We start from the raw sequence: 17,700 nt of genomic DNA, 5'->3' as shown, positions 1-17,700 counted from the left end.
CCGAGCACGACATCACGGCTTTCTACCGTCCGCGCCCCGGCCTCCCGTTCACCGCGTACCGGATGGCCGACGGCCGGCGCCGCCTGGTCTGGACGACGTTCATGCCCACCCAGGTCGACCTCGACGTGGCGAACGACCGCGCCCGCGCCTACCTGCGCCGCATCCTCGCGACCCTCCGCGCCGGCGGCGTGACGACGGTCCGGCTGGACGCCGTCGGCTATGCGGTGAAGACGCCCGGCACCGACAGCTTCATGACCCCGGAGACGCTCGACTTCGTGCGCGAGATCGTCGCCCTCGCCCGCGAGGAGGGCCTGCGGGTGCTGGTCGAGGTGCACGCGCACTACTCGCAGCAGCTCGCCATCGCCCCGCTCGTCGACCTCGTCTACGACTTCGCCCTGGCGCCGTTGCTGCTGCACAGCCTGGGCACGGGCACCTCCGACCGGCTCGTCGAGTGGTTGCGCATCCGCCCGCGGAACGCCATCACGGTGCTCGACACCCACGACGGCATCGGCATCATCGACGCGGGCCCGTCGGGCGACCTCCCGGGCCTCATCGATCAGGAGGAGATGGCCGCGATCTTCGCGCGCGCCGCCGAGGCGACGAACGGGCACTCCACCATCGCGTCGGTCATCCCCGCCTGGATGAGGCCTCCCGCATCAGATCAACGCCACCTTCTTCTCCGCCCTCGGCGGGAACGCCCGCAGCTACCTGCTCGCCCGAGCGGTGCAGCCGTGGCTGCCGGGAGAGCCGCAGCTCTACTACGTCGGGCTGCTCGGCGGGCTGGATGATGTGGCGCTCTTCCAGCGCACCGGGCAGGGTCGCGACGTCAACCGTCACGTCTACACGCCCGACGAGCTGGATGCCGCCCTGGCAAGCGACGTGACCAGAGCCCAGCTGGCGCTCGTCCGGCTCCGTTCCGCTCATCCCGCTTTCGGGGGCGAATTCGCTTACCGGGTGGAGCCGGACGGGTCGCTCGTGCTGGAATGGTCGCTCGGTGACGCGCGCGTCGCCTTGACCGTCTCGTTCGCCCCCGAGCCCGTCTTCCGCATCCGCACGTCGGGCGCCGGCGCCCCCTCGCCGTCGACTCCGCCGGAGCGCTCGCCGCGCCTCGAACCATCCGCGCCTCATCTCCCCCACCATCGAGGACCAGTGCAGACCACCCAGGACATCACCATCACCCGCAGCGCGACCGAGGTCGTGCTCGTCGCCCCGGCGTACACGCTCGGCGTCGCCCTCACGCGGCCGCGTGCCACCATCGCCGGGCCGGACGGCGAGCTGTGGAGCGACCTGTCGCTGCTCGCGAGCGTCGACCGCATCGGCGTGCCCGACGAGTCCGTCCGGCCCGACCGCCGTCACGGTCGAGGAGGAGGCGGACGGCTCGGTGCGCATCACCGTGCTCACCGACTCCAGCGCCTGGGCGACGAAGGCCGTGGTGCTGCACTGCCTGCCGGGCGAGGTGCGCGCCCGCGTCGAGGTGACCACCGAGGAGGACGACGCGCGCATCGCCGACCTGACGATGTTCGGCGGCCAGGCCGCCCTGCCGACCGGTGCAGCGGGCACGTTCCGCTCGGGCATCCGCTTCCCGTCGGTGTTCGTGCCGGCGCCGACCGAGCCCATCCAGGTCGTCCGGCCGTCGAACACCCAGGCGCAGCTCGGCGTGGTCGGGGATGCGGAGCCCGGCCGCCTGCACGGCATCTTCTCGCCGCCGCCGCTCGTCTTCGGCCTCGGCCGCCCCTCGATCTCGCCGGAGGCGCCGCACGGCCCCACGGACATGCCGGTCGGTGACTGGCTCGGCGTCTCCGTCGTCGCGCCCATCGCGCAGCTGGGCTTCACGACCTTCCGCTACGACGCGATCGACGGCGGCTTCCTCTTCCGGCTCACCTACGAGGGGCACACGCGCGTGCGGGCGGGCGGATGGGTGTCCCCTGAGTTCGTGCTGCGCCCGGCCGGCGCGCCGCTGAGCGCGATCCGCGACTACCGCGACGACCTCGCCGCGCGCGGCTGGGCCGAGCCGGCGCCCGAGGCGGCCGACTGGTGGCACGAGCCGATCTTCTGCGGCTGGGGCGCCCAGTGCGCGCTCGCCGTGCGGATGAGCCACGAGGGCGAAGCGCTCGCGACGGACAACGCGGACGGCTTCGTGCTGCCCGCCGGCGCCGCGTTCGCGCCCGACCTGGCGCGCGCAGTACCTGTACGACCGGTGGCCGCGGCGGCTGGCCGACAACGACATCCACCCGGGCACCGTCGTCATCGACGACCGGTGGCAGGCCGACTACGGCACCAACACGGTCGACACCGAGGAGCGGCCCGACCTGCGCGGCTGGATCGACGACCGCCACGCCGCCGGCCAGCGCGTGCTGCTGTGGTTCAAGGCCTGGGATCCGGCAGGGCTGCCGCCCGAGCTGACGGTGCGCGACGCAGTCGGACGTCCCGTCGCCGTCGACCCTTCGAACCCCGCGTACCTCACGGCGCTGGCCGAGCAGGTCACCCGGATGGTCTCGCCCGACGGGCTGGACGCCGACGGTTTCAAGGTCGACTTCACGCAGCGCGCGCCCTCCGGCGTGACCCTGCGCACGCACGACGACGGCGTGTGGGGCATCAGCGCCCTGCACGCGATCGTGCGCACCATCCACGACGCCGCGAAGGCCGCAAAGCCGGATGCGCTCGTCGTCACGCACACCGTGCATCCCTCGTTCTCGGGCGTCACCGACATGGTGCGCCTCAACGACGTGCTCGAGGACTCGGCGCACGGCGACCCGGTTCCCGTCGGCGACCAGCTGCGCTACCGCCACGACATCGCGGCCGCCCTCGCTGCCCGGCCACTCCATCGACACCGACCAGTGGCCGATGCCGAATCGGGAGGAGTGGCTCGCCTACTCGCGCATCCAGCCGGAGCTGGGCGTGCCCGCGCTGTATTACGTCGAGTCGATCGACAACAGCCGCGAGGAGGTGACGGACGCGGACCTGCGCGAGATCGCCGGGCTGTGGCGGTCGTCGCGCCGCGCCGCCCGGGGCGAGCGCGACGCGCCCGCCCCGAAGGAGCCGACGACCGTATGAGCACGTTCACGGAGGTCGCCCCGGCGTCCACCGGTTCGCGGACACCTGCAACGTCTACGTGGTCGTGGCGGCGGATGCGCGCGGCGCGATCGCGATCGACTTCGGCTCCGGCGACGTGCTCGACCACCTCGGCGAGCTCGGCCTGGAGACGCTCGACGCCGTGCTGATGACGCACCACCACCGCGACCAGGGACAGGGGCTGCCGCGCGTGTCGCCGCGGGCATCCCCATCCACGTGCCGCCGGTCGAGCAGGACCTCTTCACCCGCGTCGACGAGATGTGGTCGTCGCGCGCGCTGTACAACGACTACAACCTGCGCCAGGACCGGTTCTCGCTGCTCGACCCGGTGCCGATCGCGGGCACCGTGCCCGAGTACCGGAGCGTATCCTTCGGCGGCATCTCCGTGAAGACCATGCCGACGCCGGGCCACACCATGGGCTCGGTCACCTATCTGGTGGAGCGCGGGGACGAGCGGGTCGCCTTCACGGGCGACCTCATCTACGCGCCCGGCAAGGTATGGTCGCTCGCTGCCACCCAGTGCGGTCGTACACCGAGAACGAGGGTCCGGCGATGACCGTGCTGTCGTGCCTGATCCTGCAGGAGGAGCAGCCGACCATCCTGCTGCCGTCCCCACGGCGAGCCGATGCCCGACGCGCTGGCTGCGCTCGAGCAGCTGGCCGACCGGATGAGCGGCTACGTGGACTCGCGGCGCACCCACCCGTGGGACCTGCGCGACCGGCTGGAGCGCCCGTTCGTGCGCCTCACCGACCATCTGCTGCTGAACCGCACCGCGAACCCTGCGTCTATGTGCTGCTGAGCGACTCCGGCGGCGCCCTGTTCATCGACTACGGCTACGACATGTCGACCGGCTGGCCCGCGGGAACCGACCGGGCCGCTCGCCGGCCCTGGCTGGCGTCCCTCCCCGCCCTGAAGCGCGACTTCGGCGTCACCTCGGTGGAGGTCGTGCTCGGCACCCACTACCACGACGACCACATCGCCGGGCTGAACCTGCTGCGCGACGTGGAGGGCACGGAGGTCTGGCTGCCCGAGAACGTGGCGCTGATCATGGCGGACCCGATGCGCACCGACCTGCCGTGCCAGTGGTTCGAGCCCATCCCCGCCGACCGCGTGCTGCCGCTGGGCGAGACCGTGCGCTGGCGCGAGTACGACATCGTGACGCACGAGCTGCTGGCCACACGCTCTACGCCGCCGCGTTCGAATTCGAGGTGGACGGCGTGCGCGTGCTCGCGACGGGGGACCAGCAGACCGCGGAAGGGCGGCTGGGCGTGCAGCGGGAGATCCTGAACTACCAGTACCGCAACCGGTTCCGGCGCGACGACTTCATCCAGAGCGCCGCCCTGTACCGCCGTGTCGCCCTGGTCTCGATGATCACCGGGCACTGGCAGGGCCGCGAAGTGGATGAGGACTACCTGCAACTGCTGACGGAGCAGGGCGACGAGCTCGCCGCCCTCCACGACGGGCTGCTGCCGGGCGACGGGATGCTGCCCCGGCGGACGGCAACCTGGTGCTCGTCGAGCCGTTCTACCAGCGGGTGAGCCCTGGTGCGCTGCTCTCGTACGAGGTGGTCGTCGTGAACCCCTACGACGAGCCGCGTGAAGGTCGTCGCCCGGCTGGTGACGCCGGACGGGTGGAGCGACCCTTCGCCCGCGTCGACGACGGCCGGAGCCGGAGGACCGTGGCGGCGTGTTCGCGGTGCGGGCAGGGGAGGCGGTACGCGAAGCGTCAGCGCCTGGCGGCCGACGTCACGGTCGGTTCCGTGCGACTCGGGCAGGCCGGGGCATGCGGTCGCGGACACGGTTGCGAAGGTACCGATCGCGACGGCGGAGACTCTCGATCACCGCTGCTGCCCTCGGCTAGGCCTGCGGGCGTGGAACGCATCCCGCTCTACCGCCAGCGGCACGGCGACCCCGACTCGCCGCATCCGCCGCTGCTGCTCATCCACGGAGGCGGTTCGACGATCGAGACGAACTGGGGCCTGCTGCTGCCGCTCGTCGCGCCCACCCGCTCGGTGGCTCGCGGTCGAGCTGCAGGGGCACGGCGCACGCCCGCGGGCGACCGTCCCGCATCCTTCGAGGGCTCGGCCGACGACGTCGCGGCGGTGCTGACGTCGCTCGGGCTCGGGCCGGTGGATGTGCTCGGCTTCAGCAACGGCGGACAGGTCGCGCTGCAGCTCGCCGCGCGGCATCCGTCCGCCGTCCGCAGGCTGCATCGCGGCCTCCGCCCCGGTGCGGCGCGCGGCGATGGTCGACGGGTTCTGGGACGGCCTCGCAGCGGGAACCTTCGACGACCTTCCGGCCGCGTATCGGGACGCCGATCTGGCGGTCAGCCGCGATCCGGGGCACGCCCGGCGGATGTTCGAGCTCGACCGGGAGCTGATGCTCGGCTTCGAGGACTTCCCCGACGACCTGCTCGCGTCGATCGCCGCGCCGACTCTGATCGTCGGCGCGGACCACGATGTCGTTCGGGCGTCGCATTTCGTGGAGCTGGCCTCACTGCTGCCGAACGCCCGCCTGCTGATCGTGCCCGGCATCCACGGCGACTACCTGGGCGAGCGCCTCGCCGCAGGAGGCGACGCCGCGGCCCTGCGCCGCACCCTCCCGCACCTGCTCGCCTTCCTCGACGCCCCCTGACGCCTCGGGGTCTCCGCCCACCATCCAGCCCCTCCGGGCCTCCGCCCAGCATCGAGTCCGCGAAGTTTGCACGCGTTCACCGCGATCAGCGTGCAAAGTCCGCGGACTCGATGGTGGGATGCGGGTGAGGGCGGCGGATCAGCGCGAGATCTCGGTGGCGAGGATGTCGTCGGTCTGGGTGAGGGCGAGGCGCATCCCCTCCTCCATGCCCATCGCGAGGAGTTCCTCCATCTGGGCGGTGCTCGCGAACGTCGAGAGGATCGTCATGCGGGTGCGGCCGTCGCGCTCGACGAACGTCGCGGTCACACGGCCCGGCTCGCCCGGCCTCGGCGCGCCGCCCTCCTCGGCGAAGCCGTCGTCCAGCACCAGGCGGCCGGTCGGCTCGATCTCGACGAACCGCCACCAGCCCCACGCTCGCGTGCTCTCAGGGGTCGTCATGTAGTACGTCGCGCGGCCGCCCGGCTCGAACTCGAACACCTCGAACGTCGCCGGGTACCCCGGAGGGCCCCACCACCGCTCGAGCTGCCGCGGGTCGGACCACAGCTGCCACACCCGCTCCTGCGGCGCCTCGTACTCGGTCACGAACGTGAGCGTCAGCGCGTCCACATCCTTGTTCGACTCGACGAATGTCATCGGCCGTTCCCTCCTATGTCGGTGTTGCCCTCGGCCTCCTCGGCGAGGATGCCGTCGATCGCCCGGTCGCGCCGGCGCCAGATCCGCTCGTACGCGTCGAGCAGCTGCGATGCCCGCTGGATGGTCTCCGGATCGCCGCTGACGATCCGCTCACGGCCTCGCGTCCGCTTGCGGACCAGGCCCGCCCGCTCCAGCACCGCCACGTGCTTCTGCACCGCGGCGAAACTCATGTCGTACCGAGCGGCGAGCTCGCTCACGCTCAGTTCACCGCCGAGGGTGCGCGCCACGATGTCGCGCCGGGTCGCATCCGCCAGCGCGTGGAAGATGCGGTCGACCTCTGCATCCGTCAGCTCATCTACAACCATTTGGTTGTACGTTAGCGCGGCCAGGCGGTGCGCAGCAAGGGTCGAGACGTGAGTAATGGCGCCTATTCCGCGCCGAGCGGCGACATGATGTCGCGACTCGGCGGGATGGGCGACTCGGCGGGGATGGGCGACTCGGCGGATGGGGCGGGTCGGCGGAGGGGCGGCCCGGCGTCGTGCGCACGGCCGACTGGTGACTAATGGCGGCTATTCGCGCCGAGCGGCGACATGATGTCGCGACTCGGGGGACGGGCGCCGGGAGGCAGCGCAGCGCACCCGGTGCGGAGCGCCGTGTTGACCCGCCTGCCCGCCGCGGCCCAGTATCTGTGGGAACGATCCCACACGATCCACCAGCGCAGGCGCGGTCGTGCATCCCCGGAAGGACATGATGGCAAACGGCCTCCGCGCCGTCCTCTCTCGACATCGGCGGCACCAAGCTCGCCGTCGGTGTCGTCACAGAGGAGCGGAAGAACCCACGCACTCACCGTCGAGCCCACGCGCCGCGAGGAGGGTCCGGGTGTAATCGTTCCCAGACTCTTCGCCATGGGTCAGCGGGCGATCGCCGAGTCCGGACTCCAGGTGGAGGCGGTGGGCATCTCGTGCGGCGGACCGCTGGACGCGAAGGCCGGCGTCCTGACCGGCCCCTGCACCTCCTGGGCTGGATCGACCTGCCGATCGTCGAGCTGGCCGAGCGCGAGTTCGGCGTGCCGGCCGTGCTCGAAAACGACGCCACCGCCGGTGCGCTGGGCGAGTTCCCGGCTACGGCGCCGCGCGCGACGCGGACACCATGGTGTACCTGACGATCTCGACCGGCATCGGCGGCGGCGCCGTCATCGACGGGCGCCTGCACCGCGGAGCGGCCGGAAACGGCGGCGAGTTCGGGCACGTGATGGTCCGCACCGACGGGCGTCCGTGCCTGTGCGGCCGTCGCGGCTGCCTGGAGGGGTACGCCTCGGGCACGTCCATCGCCCTGCGCGCCCGCGAGGCCGTGGCCGAGCGCGGCGAGGATCGTCGCTCGCGCAGCTGCCGGTCGTCCGGGCCGAGGACGTCGTCGCCGCCGCGGCGGCGGGCGACCCCCTCGCGACCGAGCTCTGGGACGAGACCGTCGACGTCCTCTCCGTCGCCCTCACCGACCTCGTGAACGTCTTCGAGCCCGATCTCGTCGTGCTCGGCGGCGGCGTGACGCGCTCCGGCGACGCCCTGCTGGTGCCCGTCCGCGAGCGCGTGGCCGCCGACGCCATGCCGCCCGCGGCCGCCGCATCCACCGTCGTGCTCGCCGGCCTCGGCGACGTCGTGCGTCGTCGGCGCGGGCGCGGTCGCGTTCGACCGCCTCGACCAGCTCGCCGGCGCGGGAGCCGGCCCGAAGGGAGCCCCCATGTCTGAGTGGATGCGCGAGCAGCTGGAGGCGCACATCCAGGTCGCACAGCAGGGCGAGCAGCTGCTGCCGGCGCTGCGCGAGGTCGGGAAGGTGCTGTGCGACGCGTTCGCCGAGCGCGGCATCCTGTACACCTTCGGCAACGGCGGGAGTGCGGCCGACGCCCAGCACTTCACCGGCGAGATCATCGGCCACTACAAGCGCGACCGCCGGCCGCTCGGCGCGGTGACCCTGAGCACCGACCCGACGACGATGACGTGCATCGCGGAATCGACTACTCGTACGACGACGTCTTCTCGCGCCAGGTGCTCGGCCTCGCGCGGCCGGGCGACGTGGTCGGCGGCTTTCACCACGAGCGGCCGGAGTGCGGAACATCGTCTCGGCGCTCGAAGCGGCGAAGTCCGTGGGGGCGACGACCGTGCTGTTCGGCGGGGGTGACGGCGGCCCCGCCCGGCAGTTCGCGGACTTCGCCCTGCTGAGCCCGTCGACGACCACCCCGAGGATCCAGGAATTCCACACGTTCATGCTCCACGTGCTCTCCGAGATCGTGGACGCGTGGGCCGACGGCGACGAGGAGTACGCACTGTGACCGACCGGGAGACCCTCACCGATCCCGACACCGACCTCCAGCCCGACAAGGCGGCGGTGGATGCGGCGCTCGAGCCGCAGCCCGAGGCCCCGTCGAAGGGCACGGCGCCGGTCGCCAATGCCCCGGCAGGCACGCAGCCGCGCGACCTCCCGCCCGCGAAGCGCCCCACCGCGACCCCCCAGCGCACCCTCCACATGATCGGCAACGCGCACCTCGATCCGGTGTGGCTGTGGCCGTGGCAGGAGGGATACCAGGAGGCGCGCGCGACGTTCTGGTCCGCCATCCACCGCATGGAGGAGTACCCCGACTTCGTCTTCACCTGCGACCAGATCGTGCTGCTCAGCTGGGTGGAGGAGTCCGACCCCGAGCTGTTCGAGCAGATCAAGCGCCGCGTCGCCGAGGGCCGCTGGGTCAACGTCGGCGGCTGGTGGGTCGAGCCGGACAACAACATGCCCATGGGCGAGAGCTTCGTGCGCCAGGGCCTGTACGGCCAGCGCTACCTGGAGTCGCGGTTCGGCATCCCAGCGACGGTCGGCATGAACGTCGACCCGTTCGGCCACAACGCGATGCTGCCGCAGATCCTCAAGGGACAGGGCCTCGACTCGTACACGTTCCTCCGCCCCGGCCCGCACGAGTCGGATCTCGCGCCGAGCCTGTTCTGGTGGGAGGCGCCCGACGGCTCCCGCGTGCTCGCCTACCGCATCCCGTTCGAGTACTGCAGCCCGCCCGGGTCGGTCGACGGTCAGACCGAGGAAGGCGCTGGCGTCGCTCGATCGCACGGTCGGCTTCGGCGAGAACGCGACCGCGATGGTGTTCTACGGCGTGGGCAACCACGGCGGCGGCCCGACCATCGCGAACATCGAAGTCGATCCACCGCTACGACCGCATGGGCTCCTTCGGAAGGATGACGATGTCCTCACCGCGCACCTACTTCGACGAGGTCCTCGGCCGCGGCGAGGCGTTCCTCGATGGGCTCCCGGTGCGCCGCGACGACCTGCAGCACCACGCGCCGGGATGCTACTCGGCGCACTCGGGCATCAAGGCGTGGCAGCGGCGCGCGCAGTTCGCGGTGCTGAACGCCGAGCGCTGGGCCGCGGTCGTCGCCGCTCACGACGGCGTCGAGTACCCGCGCGAGCAGCTGGAGACCGCCTGGAAGCAGGTGCTGTTCAACCAGTTCCACGACATCCTGCCCGGCTCCGCCATCGAGCCGTCGTACGATGACGCGCGCGACCAGCTCGGCGAGGCCGTCTCCATCTCGAAGCGCATCGTCACCTCGCGCCCACAACGTCCTCGCCCGCCAGGTGCAGGTCGACCGCGAGGACGGCACGCAGCCGGTCCTCGTCTTCAACCCGCACCCCTGGCCGGTGTCGGTGGATGTGGACTTCCAGTACGGCGCGCAGCGCGCGGGCGTGCACGTGGTCGACGAGGCCGGCGAGCCGGTCGTGTTCCAGAACTCGCAGTCGACCGCGACGACGGATGACGTCTCGCGCGGCGCCGTCGTCTTCCGCGCCGAGGTCCTCGCGCTCGGCTACCGGCTGTACCGGCTGCGGCCGGGCGCCGGTCCGGGCGCCGCCGCCGGCGGCCTGACGGTCACCGCGGACACCCTCGAGAACGAGCACGTGCGCATCCGCATCGACCAGCAGACCGGCTGGATCTCGTCGTACCTGCTCAAGGCGACCGGCGTGGATGTGATGGCCGGCGTTGACGGAGCCCGAGCGCACGCAGATCAACGACGACCCGACCGACACCTGGGGCCACCGGGTCATCTCGTACGCGTGGCCGGGCGCCACCATGGCGCTGAAGCGCATCGTCGTGCGCGAGACCGGGCCGCTGCGCTCGCGGGTGCGTGGTTGAGCGGGAGTGGGGCGCATCCACCCTGGTCGAGGAGCTCATCCTGGACCACGACTCGCCCGTGCTGCGCGTGAACGTCACGCTCGACTGGCGCGAGAAGGCGCACCTGCTGAAGCTGCGCTTCCCGACCGTGCTCGAGGACCCGACGGCGACCTACGAGATCCTGTTCGGGCACCTGGAGCGTCCGGTCGACGGGGCCGAGGAGCCCGCGCAGTCGTGGGTGGATCTGACCGGCACGGTCGACGGTGCGGCCGCCGGTCTCACGGTGGTCACCACGAACAAGCACGCGTACGACGTCTCGCCGGGCTCCGACGGCGACGGCCGCGGCGACGACGCGAGCATCGGTGTCACCGCCGTGCGCAGCCCCGTCTACTCGTGGCACGACCCGCGGCTGCTCGACCCCGAGGGCATCTACTCGTTCCAGGATCAGGGCGTGCAGCGGTTCAGCTACGAGCTCGTCCCGCACGCCGGCGACTGGCGCTCCGCCGACCCGATCCGGAGGGCGCTCGTGCTCGGCAATCCGGTTCGGGCGATGCAGGAGTCGTTCCACGACGGCACGCTGCCGCCGGTGAACTCGTTCGCCGGCGACGACGGAGGTGCCGTGATGGTCACCGCGCTCAAGGGCACCGAGGACGCGACGGAGGCTCCCGGCGGAGCGGACGTGGTGGTGCGCGCGGTCGAGACCCGCGGCGAGGAGGCCGGTCGCGCATCCACCTGCCGCTGCTCGGACGCACGATCGAGGAGGACTTCGGCCCGTCGCAGCTGCGCACGTTCGTGGTTCCCGCCGACCCGGCGGAGCCGGTGCGCGAGGTCGACCTGATCGAGCGCCTACTGCAGTGAGCGCGCGCCCCGAGGTCCGGGTGTCCGTCGTCGGCCCGGCGGCGGACACGGTCGAGGTCGTTGAGGAGTGGACGGACGCCGAGCCCGGGTGGCGGCTGAGGCTGCGCGTTACGTACACGGGCGCTGCGCCGGCGGACGGCTCCGTGCTGGTCGAGGCTCCGGTGCGCGGAGCGGACGACCCGTGGTGGCTGATCCCGGGCGCGTTCTACGGCGAGAACCGTCCGGCCGAGAGCGCCCGCGCCTTCCCGCGGTTCCAGATCGCCGCGGATACGGCGGAGCAGCATGACGCACTGGTGAGCGACACGTGGGAGTTCCGCGCCGACCGTGCGGCGACGCCGGCGGTGTTCGCGTGGGCCGGACCCGGCCGTGGGGGCGTGGCGCTCGCCGCGGACGAAACCTCCGCGCTCGGCCTCACCGGTCTGGGCCTCGCGCACGACGCGGCCTGGGGCGATGCGACGGTCAGCCTCCGCTTCCCGTACCGCGAGTTCCCGGTCACGTACTACGGCGACGCGCGGCCGCGACCCGCCGACGTGTCGACGCACCGGTTCGTGCCCGGCGAGACGGTCGAGCTGGCCGTGCGCGTCTTCGGGCTGGACGCGTCCCGGCACGCCTACGCGCCCATCCTGCGCGCCCTGCACGCCGAGTCCGCGGCGCGGGCGCCGCAGGATCCGTGGGTGGATGTGGCGACCGCCGCCGACCCTGACCGCCGAGGGGCTGCTGACCTGGCACTACGACCCCGACCCCGGCGTGCTGCTCGAGACGGTCGGCTTCGACCGCGAGGTGAGCGGACGCGACGGCCTCACCGTCGACCGGCAGGCGATGCACGTCGGCTGGGTGAGCGGCATCCCGTGGGCGTACGCGCTGCTCGCGCACGGACTGCGCACCGGCCGGACGGACGAGGTGGACGCGGCGCGCCGGGTCATCGACTTCATCACCGCATCCCTCTCGCCCTCCGGCACGTTCTGGGGCGTCTGGTACCGCGACCACGGCTGGACGCAGAGCTGGACCGAGCTGAAGCGCGGCCTCCACTCGCGCACCCTCGCCGAGGCGACGCTGTTCCTGCTGCGGGCGCAGGCGCTCGACGGTCACGACCAGTGGGAGCACGCCATCCGCTCGAACCTGGATGTCGTGGTCGGGCGGCAGCGCGCCGACGGCAACCTCGGCTCCGTGCACCACGCCGAGACCGGGGAGGTGCTGTCGTGGTCGGGCGCCTCCGGGCTGACCTGGATCGCCGCGCTGGTCGAGGCCGCCGACCGCGACCAGCGGTACCTTCCGGCCGCTGCGGCCGCCGGTCGGCACTACGGAGCAGTTCGTCGACCGGGAATTCCTGCACGGCGCCCCGGAGGATGTCGACCTCGCGCCGACCTCGGAAGACGGGTACGCCGCCGTGATGGCCTACGTGGCGCTGCACCGGGCGACCGGCGACACGCACTGGCTCGACATGGCGAGGCGGGCGGCCGACTGGATGCCGACCTTCCGCTACACGTACGACGTCGCGTTCCTCGGCGCACACGCTTCTCGGCGCCTACGGCTTCCGGACGCGCGGGGCGGACAATGCCTCACCGTCGAACCAGCACCTGCACGCCTACGGTCTCGTCTGCACGGCCGAGCTGCGCGAGCTCTCGGCCGCCCTCGACGACCCGCAGCCTATGCCGAGCGGGCTGACGAGACGCTGGCGTGCTTCCGGCAGTTCATCGCGCGGGAGGACGGCGACTTCAACGCCTACCGAGGGATGGTGAGCGAGCGGTATTACCAGACCGCGTGCTTCCAGCCGAAGGGGATGCTGCTGACGCTGTCGCACGCCTGGAGCGTCGGGGTGACGCTGCTGGCGTGCGAGCAGACGCCTAGCGGGGTGAGCCGGTCTCCGACACCGCCGAGTGGCGACATCATGTCGCAACTCGGCGGAAATAGGAGCAACGAGTCACCACTCGGCGCCCACGCGGGGAGCGAAGGCGGGACGGTGGGGTCGACGTCCGCGTCAGCGGTGGAGGCCCCAGAACGCCCAGGGGACATCCCGGCGAACCCGTGGTTCGGCGCCGGGCTACGCCTCTCCCGCCGGGCGTGCGTACTCCGACCCGGACGCCGTGCGGAGCAGCAGCCCGGCATCCACGAGGTAGCGGCGGAGGGAGACGGGGTCGTCTCCGAGTGCGGCGAGCCGTTCGGTGAGCTCCCGCTCGGCGACCGTCTGCCCAGGCGGAAGGACCGCGTCCGCGACGTGCGTCAGCAACTCCAGCCGGTCGTCGGCACCGGCGGGGTAGCGGTCGATCCGCCCGTCCGGGCGGAGGAAGCGCTGCACGCCCGCAGGCCGTGGGCGGTTCGCCGCCGCGGATTCCAGCAGGCGCCGGAACACCTCCTCGTCGGCCGCGAAGGCGCCGCCCTCGTGACGCACCAGACCGGCCGATTCGAGCAGCGTCAGGGCGCGGCCCTCGCGTGCCGCGCTGAGCTCCGCATCGCCCGGCACGCCCCCCGCGACGAGACGCGCCCACACCGTGCGGGCATCCCGGTTGGCCAGGGCCGCGACCACCGGCCGCCAGTCGGGGATCCGGTCGTCCGCTCGCTCCTGCGCCACCGAACCAGTCTCTCCCAGCCGCACCCCGGCGCGCACTCATCGATGGGTCGCAACACGCCGTCGACCCGCGCGCGTAACGGCGTGTTGCGTCCCATCGATGCCGGCGCAGCGCGCCCGGCTCAGCCGTCCTTGCGCAGCTGCTGCAGCAGTTCCGGCGCGCGTCGATCCAGCAACCGTCCGCCGACGCGGACGCCCACCACCAGCAGCACCCCGCCGAGCACGACCGCGGCCAGGAGCCCGAGCCAGCCCCACACCGCCTCGCGGGTCACCAGGGAGACCACCAGCAGCACGATCTCGGGCAGACTGAGCACCGCGATGACGCCCCAGGCGGCGAAGGTCGGGCCGAGCAGCGAGATGTTCGCGCCGGGCCGCGAACGGAACGGGTTGTCGCCGGGCTCCGGCACCGGGAAGACGAACCGCGCCGAGGTGACCGAGCAGACGGCGACCCCGGCGAGCAGCATCCCGAGCGAGAGCCCGAGCAGGCCGGGCGCGGGCAGCCAGTCGCCCTCGAGCGCGGCGGCCCCGACGGTGACCACGACGACCGCGGGCACGGCGAAGGTCAGCAGGGCGGCAGCCCGCCCCCACCGGTCCGCACGGCCGGGCACCGACTTGGACACGTGCAGGGCGAAGGCGGTGGAGTCGTACGAGACGTCCGCGATCATCCCGATGCCCAGCGAGAACGCCACGACCGGCCCGGCGGCGAAGATGTAGCCGGTCGAGGTGGTTGATGCTCGCGTAGAACCACATGACCGCGGGCAGCAGCGGGATGACGAGCAGCTGGCGCAGGTAGCGCGGGTCGCGGAACCAGTACGTGAGGCAGCGCGCCGCGATCGCACCCCGGGCGTGCCGGGCAGCACGCCGAAGAGCCCCGACTTCCCGGGCGCCCGGACCCGAGAGGACGCACGCGCCGGCGTCACGAGCGACCGGGCGAGGCCCCAGCGCCACACCGCCCACAGCACTCCGAAGGTCGCCAGCGCGATGATCAGCCGCAGCAGCGCGCCGATGGGGTCGCCGGCGGCGACGGCTCCCGGCACGGCCCAGACGGCGCCCAGCGGCGACCAGCCGAGACCGGTCGCCACCGCGGGCAGCGCGTCCGCCGAGTTGCGCAGCCCCGACGAGATGCCGACGACGATCGGACCCGGCCAGGATGAGCGGGATCAGGATCAGCAGCCCGCTCGCCTCGCGGAAGCGGCGACCCGAGGCCAGCCCGCTGGCGATCGAGGTCACGGCGCGGGACACGACGATGCAGGTCGCCGCGCCCAGGACGCCCGTCACGAGGGCGATGAGCGCGACGCCCGGGGACCGCAGCCACGGCAGGGCGGTCCCGAGCGAGGCGATGGGGGTCGCGGCCCCGGCGATGCCGACGGCGCCGCTCAGCAGCATCCCGACCATGAGAGGGCGGAGCGCGATCGGATAGACGGCGAGGTGCCCAGGATCGAGGGTCTGCTCGACCCCGGAGAGCAGCAGGGGGAAGACCGCCCAGCCGAGCACCGCGGCCGAACCGGCGAGCACGACCGCGGTCGTCGCCACCTCGATCGGCGCGAAGGAGAGCCCGACGAGGGCGCCCAGAACGACCAGCAGCCCGATGGTGCCGTAGAGCGCCCCGATGATGACCGCGACGAGCTGGCTGGTGCTCCGCCGGAACGAGTTCCACAGGACGAGCAGCCGCAGCCTTACGAGTGTCGCAACCACTCCGGCCCCTCCCCGACCCGGCGTCCCCCGACGAGCTCGACGAAGCGGTCCTCCAGCGTGGAGCCGGCGCGCACGTCGTCCACCGCTCCGGCCGCCACGACGCGGCCCGCGGTGATGACGGCGACGTGGTCGCACATCCGCTCGACCAGATCCATCACGTGCGACGAGACCACGACCGTGCCGCCGCCGTCGACATAGGCGCGCAGGATGTCGCGGATGTTCGCCGCCGAGACCGGATCGACCGACTCGAAGGGCTCGTCCAGCACCAGGACGCGCGGCGCGTGAACCATGGCGGCGGCCAGTGCGATCTTCTTGGTCATGCCGGCCGAGTAGTCGACCACGAGCGTTCCGCCCGCAGACTCCAGGTCGAGCAGCTGCAGCAGGTCGGCGGTGCGCTGCTGGGCGGTCGGCCGATCCATCCCGCTGAGCAGGCCCGCGTACTCGACCAGCTGCTGGCCGGTGAGCCGGTCGAACAGGCGCACGCCGTCGGAGAGCACCCCCACCATGGCCTTCGCGACCAGCGGCCGGCGCCACATGTCGACGCCGTGGATGAGGACCTCACCCGCGTCCGGACGCAGCAGCCCCGTCGCCATGCTCAGCGTCGTCGTCTTGCCGGCCCCGTTCGGGCCGACGAGCCCGTAGAAGCTGCCGGACGGCACATCCAGGTCGATCCCGTCCACCGCGATCTTCTCGCCGAACCGCTTGTGCAGTCCCCGGATCCTGATCGCACGCCCGTCATCGTCGGCCACGCGTTCCCCCTCACGTCGCGGTCGCGCGCTTCGGGCGGCCGTGCGACCACCCTATCGGCGGCCGCGGACGCTGGGCCAGCGCATCCGGCACGTACGCCGAGCCTCGGATGCCGGATGCGGCACGCCGCGCGCCCCTGGTCGCGATCGGCGTGCCGCATCCATCGATCGGCGAGGGGAGGGACCCGCCCGCCAGGGGTTCCTTCGGAGGCATCGGGGGAGGCGGATGCGGGTTCGGCCCCTTCTGAGCCGTTTCCCAGGCTCGGCGCGGCGGTGGGGCCGACCGGCCTCAGCGACCCAGCGGCCCGGCATAAGACCGTGCCTGCACCGGCAGGGCGGCGGCGGCTCCATACGAGGCGACCGCCTCCCGCAGGCCGGTGGGTGCGGCCGGACGGAACCGGTAGCGCAAGGTCCCGGTGAACTCCTGCCGTGCCTGGAAGTTCGTGAAGTGGAGGTTGTTCATCACCCAGCTGTTGACGTGCCCGGCCGGGGCGTCGAGCGTCCGCGCCCACTCGCCGGTGTGGAAGCCGCCCAGCTGGACGAGTGGCGCATCCATCGACGCCCACAGGACGGCGTGATCGCCCCCGCGGACCCCGACGGCGTGCTGGATGGAGTACCAGTCCTTCGAGGTGTCGGGCAGCTGCTCGGTCTCCGCGGCGAAGACGGCGCCGGCCGTCTCCAGCAGGAACTCGGGATCGGCCACGGCGAAGGGGAACGCGACGAACACGCTCTCGGGGCCGAACCGCTCCGGCTTCGCGATCTGCACAGCCAGCTCGATGTCGTCGAGGTCGCGGAACAGGGTCAGCGTGTGCGTCGCCTCCAGCGCGCCGTCGAGCCGGCTCGTCCACTGGATGCGCGCGTAGGTCTCCGTCCCGATCACGCGCGGGGCGGCGTCGGAGCGGGCGTGCATCCGGTCGAATGCGGGCCCGGGGAAACCGGGGTTGAAGTTCTTCGGGTCCGCGAAGATCGCGTGCGACCGCGCGGCCTCGGCGACCGACTCCGTCACGATCGCGCCCAAGCCGTGGGCGGTCGCGGCGTCCACCAGCTCACGTCCGGTCGCGAGATCGAGCAGGGACACGACGCCGCCGCGCGCCGGGTCGACGGTCGCGCGGAAGCGCCCCGCCTCGACGGTGGCGCGCTCCTCCGGCTCCGGCTCCGGGCCCGGGGCCGGCAGCACGGCCGCCGATCGCGCCGGGAGGTCGGCGACCAGCGTCACCCGGCGGGAGCCGCCGACCTCGGCCTCCACCGCCTCCCTGCGCGGCCGGTCGTCCAGGTTGGCGACCAGCACGCCCCTCCGCCGCCCTGGGATGCGCGCCCGACGCGGCCAGGCGGAACAGCG

26 protein-coding genes and 1 pseudogene are annotated in these 17,700 nt (G+C 72.6%); 18 read left to right on the top strand and 9 right to left on the bottom strand.

Going from position 1 to position 17,700, the window contains the following annotated elements; translation table 11 throughout:
• Nucleotides 1-627: 627 nt before the first annotated feature.
• Nucleotides 628-1,833, bottom strand: a complete 1,206-nt coding sequence (locus tag ACRAWC_RS22690) for a hypothetical protein (RefSeq protein ID WP_431349716.1) — start codon at nucleotides 1,831-1,833, stop codon at nucleotides 628-630.
• A gap of 518 nt (nucleotides 1,834-2,351) precedes the next feature.
• Between ACRAWC_RS22690 and ACRAWC_RS22685 the strand changes: the two genes are divergently transcribed.
• From ACRAWC_RS22685 to ACRAWC_RS22655, 7 genes and pseudogenes are all read left to right on the top strand, one after another.
• Nucleotides 2,352-3,221 carry a hypothetical protein gene (locus ACRAWC_RS22685; protein ID WP_431349715.1) on the top strand — a complete coding sequence of 290 codons (870 nt, stop codon included), beginning with the start codon at nucleotides 2,352-2,354 and terminating at the stop codon, nucleotides 3,219-3,221.
• A 67-nt stretch (nucleotides 3,222-3,288) separates the two neighbouring features.
• A complete protein-coding gene (locus ACRAWC_RS22680) occupies nucleotides 3,289-3,627 on the top strand; it encodes an MBL fold metallo-hydrolase (RefSeq protein ID WP_431349714.1) in 339 nt (112 codons plus the stop codon).
• 69 nt (nucleotides 3,628-3,696) lie between these two features.
• The gene (locus ACRAWC_RS22675) at nucleotides 3,697-3,870 is read left to right on the top strand and encodes a hypothetical protein (protein ID WP_431349713.1); all 174 of its coding nucleotides are present in this window, start codon (nucleotides 3,697-3,699) and stop codon (nucleotides 3,868-3,870) included.
• Entirely contained in the window at nucleotides 3,861-4,358 is a 498-nt protein-coding gene (locus tag ACRAWC_RS22670) for an MBL fold metallo-hydrolase (protein ID WP_431349712.1), read from the top strand. The genes ACRAWC_RS22675 and ACRAWC_RS22670 overlap by 10 nt, the downstream gene beginning before the upstream one ends.
• Nucleotides 4,340-4,609: a hypothetical protein gene (locus tag ACRAWC_RS22665; RefSeq protein WP_431349711.1), complete on the top strand. Its 270-nt coding sequence runs from the start codon at nucleotides 4,340-4,342 to the stop codon at nucleotides 4,607-4,609. The genes ACRAWC_RS22670 and ACRAWC_RS22665 overlap by 19 nt, the downstream gene beginning before the upstream one ends.
• Nucleotides 4,579-5,220: pseudogene (locus ACRAWC_RS22660) on the top strand (alpha/beta fold hydrolase); the annotation flags it as partial. The gene ACRAWC_RS22665 and the pseudogene ACRAWC_RS22660, both read left to right, overlap by 31 nt.
• A 94-nt stretch (nucleotides 5,221-5,314) precedes the next feature.
• Nucleotides 5,315-5,704 carry an alpha/beta fold hydrolase gene (locus ACRAWC_RS22655; RefSeq protein ID WP_431350012.1) on the top strand — a complete coding sequence of 130 codons (390 nt, stop codon included), beginning with the start codon at nucleotides 5,315-5,317 and terminating at the stop codon, nucleotides 5,702-5,704.
• 138 nt (nucleotides 5,705-5,842) lie between these two features.
• On the opposite strand, the gene ACRAWC_RS22650 is transcribed toward ACRAWC_RS22655, so the two are convergent.
• Both ACRAWC_RS22650 and ACRAWC_RS22645 read right to left on the bottom strand, forming a co-directional pair.
• Entirely contained in the window at nucleotides 5,843-6,337 is a 495-nt protein-coding gene (locus tag ACRAWC_RS22650) for an SRPBCC family protein (RefSeq protein WP_431246040.1), read from the bottom strand.
• A complete protein-coding gene (locus ACRAWC_RS22645) occupies nucleotides 6,334-6,702 on the bottom strand; it encodes an ArsR/SmtB family transcription factor (protein WP_431246039.1) in 369 nt (122 codons plus the stop codon). Before ACRAWC_RS22645 ends, ACRAWC_RS22650 begins: the two co-directional genes overlap by 4 nt.
• Before the next feature lie 596 nt (nucleotides 6,703-7,298).
• On the opposite strand from ACRAWC_RS22645, the gene ACRAWC_RS22640 reads away from it, so the two are divergent.
• From ACRAWC_RS22640 to ACRAWC_RS22615, 6 genes are read left to right on the top strand one after another with little or no spacing between them, the layout of a single operon-like run.
• On the top strand, nucleotides 7,299-7,499 hold the full coding sequence (locus ACRAWC_RS22640) for a hypothetical protein (protein WP_431349710.1): 201 nt from the start codon (nucleotides 7,299-7,301) through the stop codon (nucleotides 7,497-7,499).
• On the top strand, nucleotides 7,487-7,840 hold the full coding sequence (locus ACRAWC_RS22635) for an ROK family protein (RefSeq protein ID WP_431349709.1): 354 nt from the start codon (nucleotides 7,487-7,489) through the stop codon (nucleotides 7,838-7,840). The genes ACRAWC_RS22640 and ACRAWC_RS22635 overlap by 13 nt, the downstream gene beginning before the upstream one ends.
• The gene (locus tag ACRAWC_RS22630; protein ID WP_431349980.1) at nucleotides 7,723-8,082 is read left to right on the top strand and encodes an ROK family protein; all 360 of its coding nucleotides are present in this window, start codon (nucleotides 7,723-7,725) and stop codon (nucleotides 8,080-8,082) included. Before ACRAWC_RS22635 ends, ACRAWC_RS22630 begins: the two co-directional genes overlap by 118 nt.
• Nucleotides 8,075-8,512 carry an SIS domain-containing protein gene (locus ACRAWC_RS22625; RefSeq protein WP_431349708.1) on the top strand — a complete coding sequence of 146 codons (438 nt, stop codon included), beginning with the start codon at nucleotides 8,075-8,077 and terminating at the stop codon, nucleotides 8,510-8,512. Before ACRAWC_RS22630 ends, ACRAWC_RS22625 begins: the two co-directional genes overlap by 8 nt.
• Nucleotides 8,478-8,663: a hypothetical protein gene (locus tag ACRAWC_RS22620; RefSeq protein ID WP_431349707.1), complete on the top strand. Its 186-nt coding sequence runs from the start codon at nucleotides 8,478-8,480 to the stop codon at nucleotides 8,661-8,663. The genes ACRAWC_RS22625 and ACRAWC_RS22620 overlap by 35 nt, the downstream gene beginning before the upstream one ends.
• Nucleotides 8,660-9,571 carry a hypothetical protein gene (locus tag ACRAWC_RS22615; RefSeq protein ID WP_431349706.1) on the top strand — a complete coding sequence of 304 codons (912 nt, stop codon included), beginning with the start codon at nucleotides 8,660-8,662 and terminating at the stop codon, nucleotides 9,569-9,571. Before ACRAWC_RS22620 ends, ACRAWC_RS22615 begins: the two co-directional genes overlap by 4 nt.
• A gap of 8 nt (nucleotides 9,572-9,579) precedes the next feature.
• On the opposite strand, the gene ACRAWC_RS22610 is transcribed toward ACRAWC_RS22615, so the two are convergent.
• Nucleotides 9,580-9,843 carry a hypothetical protein gene (locus ACRAWC_RS22610; RefSeq protein WP_431350011.1) on the bottom strand — a complete coding sequence of 88 codons (264 nt, stop codon included), beginning with the start codon at nucleotides 9,841-9,843 and terminating at the stop codon, nucleotides 9,580-9,582.
• On the opposite strand from ACRAWC_RS22610, the gene ACRAWC_RS22605 reads away from it, so the two are divergent.
• The 4 genes from ACRAWC_RS22605 to ACRAWC_RS22590 all read left to right on the top strand — a co-directional run bounded on the left by ACRAWC_RS22605 (nucleotide 9,733) and on the right by ACRAWC_RS22590 (nucleotide 13,019).
• Complete coding sequence (locus ACRAWC_RS22605; RefSeq protein ID WP_431349979.1) at nucleotides 9,733-10,143, top strand: hypothetical protein; 411 nt, start codon at nucleotides 9,733-9,735, stop codon at nucleotides 10,141-10,143. The genes ACRAWC_RS22610 and ACRAWC_RS22605 overlap by 111 nt on opposite strands.
• Complete coding sequence (locus ACRAWC_RS22600; RefSeq protein WP_431349705.1) at nucleotides 10,073-10,588, top strand: hypothetical protein; 516 nt, start codon at nucleotides 10,073-10,075, stop codon at nucleotides 10,586-10,588. The genes ACRAWC_RS22605 and ACRAWC_RS22600 overlap by 71 nt, the downstream gene beginning before the upstream one ends.
• Nucleotides 10,510-11,334, top strand: a complete 825-nt coding sequence (locus ACRAWC_RS22595; RefSeq protein WP_431349704.1) for a glycoside hydrolase family 38 C-terminal domain-containing protein — start codon at nucleotides 10,510-10,512, stop codon at nucleotides 11,332-11,334. The genes ACRAWC_RS22600 and ACRAWC_RS22595 overlap by 79 nt, the downstream gene beginning before the upstream one ends.
• Nucleotides 11,335-12,032: 698 nt before the next feature.
• Nucleotides 12,033-13,019: a hypothetical protein gene (locus ACRAWC_RS22590; RefSeq protein ID WP_431349703.1), complete on the top strand. Its 987-nt coding sequence runs from the start codon at nucleotides 12,033-12,035 to the stop codon at nucleotides 13,017-13,019.
• 84 nt (nucleotides 13,020-13,103) lie between these two features.
• Here ACRAWC_RS22590 and ACRAWC_RS22585 read toward each other — a convergent pair whose 3' ends face one another.
• The 3 genes from ACRAWC_RS22585 to ACRAWC_RS22575 form a co-directional block, all read right to left on the bottom strand.
• Nucleotides 13,104-13,244 carry a hypothetical protein gene (locus ACRAWC_RS22585; protein WP_431349702.1) on the bottom strand — a complete coding sequence of 47 codons (141 nt, stop codon included), beginning with the start codon at nucleotides 13,242-13,244 and terminating at the stop codon, nucleotides 13,104-13,106.
• Between the two features lie 151 nt (nucleotides 13,245-13,395).
• Entirely contained in the window at nucleotides 13,396-13,923 is a 528-nt protein-coding gene (locus ACRAWC_RS22580; RefSeq protein WP_431246034.1) for a DUF2087 domain-containing protein, read from the bottom strand.
• A gap of 119 nt (nucleotides 13,924-14,042) precedes the next feature.
• The gene (locus ACRAWC_RS22575) at nucleotides 14,043-15,002 is read right to left on the bottom strand and encodes a hypothetical protein (protein WP_431349701.1); all 960 of its coding nucleotides are present in this window, start codon (nucleotides 15,000-15,002) and stop codon (nucleotides 14,043-14,045) included.
• Between the two features lie 68 nt (nucleotides 15,003-15,070).
• Here ACRAWC_RS22575 and ACRAWC_RS22570 point away from each other — a divergent pair, with 68 nt between their 5' ends.
• Nucleotides 15,071-15,340 (top strand): hypothetical protein, encoded by a 270-nt coding sequence (locus ACRAWC_RS22570; RefSeq protein ID WP_431349700.1) that lies wholly within the window; start codon nucleotides 15,071-15,073, stop codon nucleotides 15,338-15,340.
• A 256-nt stretch (nucleotides 15,341-15,596) separates the two neighbouring features.
• On the opposite strand, the gene ACRAWC_RS22565 is transcribed toward ACRAWC_RS22570, so the two are convergent.
• Both ACRAWC_RS22565 and ACRAWC_RS22560 read right to left on the bottom strand, forming a co-directional pair.
• Nucleotides 15,597-16,364 carry an ABC transporter ATP-binding protein gene (locus tag ACRAWC_RS22565; protein ID WP_431246032.1) on the bottom strand — a complete coding sequence of 256 codons (768 nt, stop codon included), beginning with the start codon at nucleotides 16,362-16,364 and terminating at the stop codon, nucleotides 15,597-15,599.
• Between the two features lie 286 nt (nucleotides 16,365-16,650).
• On the bottom strand, nucleotides 16,651-17,649 hold the full coding sequence (locus ACRAWC_RS22560; protein WP_431349699.1) for a hypothetical protein: 999 nt from the start codon (nucleotides 17,647-17,649) through the stop codon (nucleotides 16,651-16,653).
• Between the last annotated feature and the right edge of the window lie 51 nt (nucleotides 17,650-17,700).

The organism is Leifsonia sp. L25, from assembly GCF_050632895.1.
This window is presented reverse-complemented; position numbering and strand designations above follow the sequence as displayed.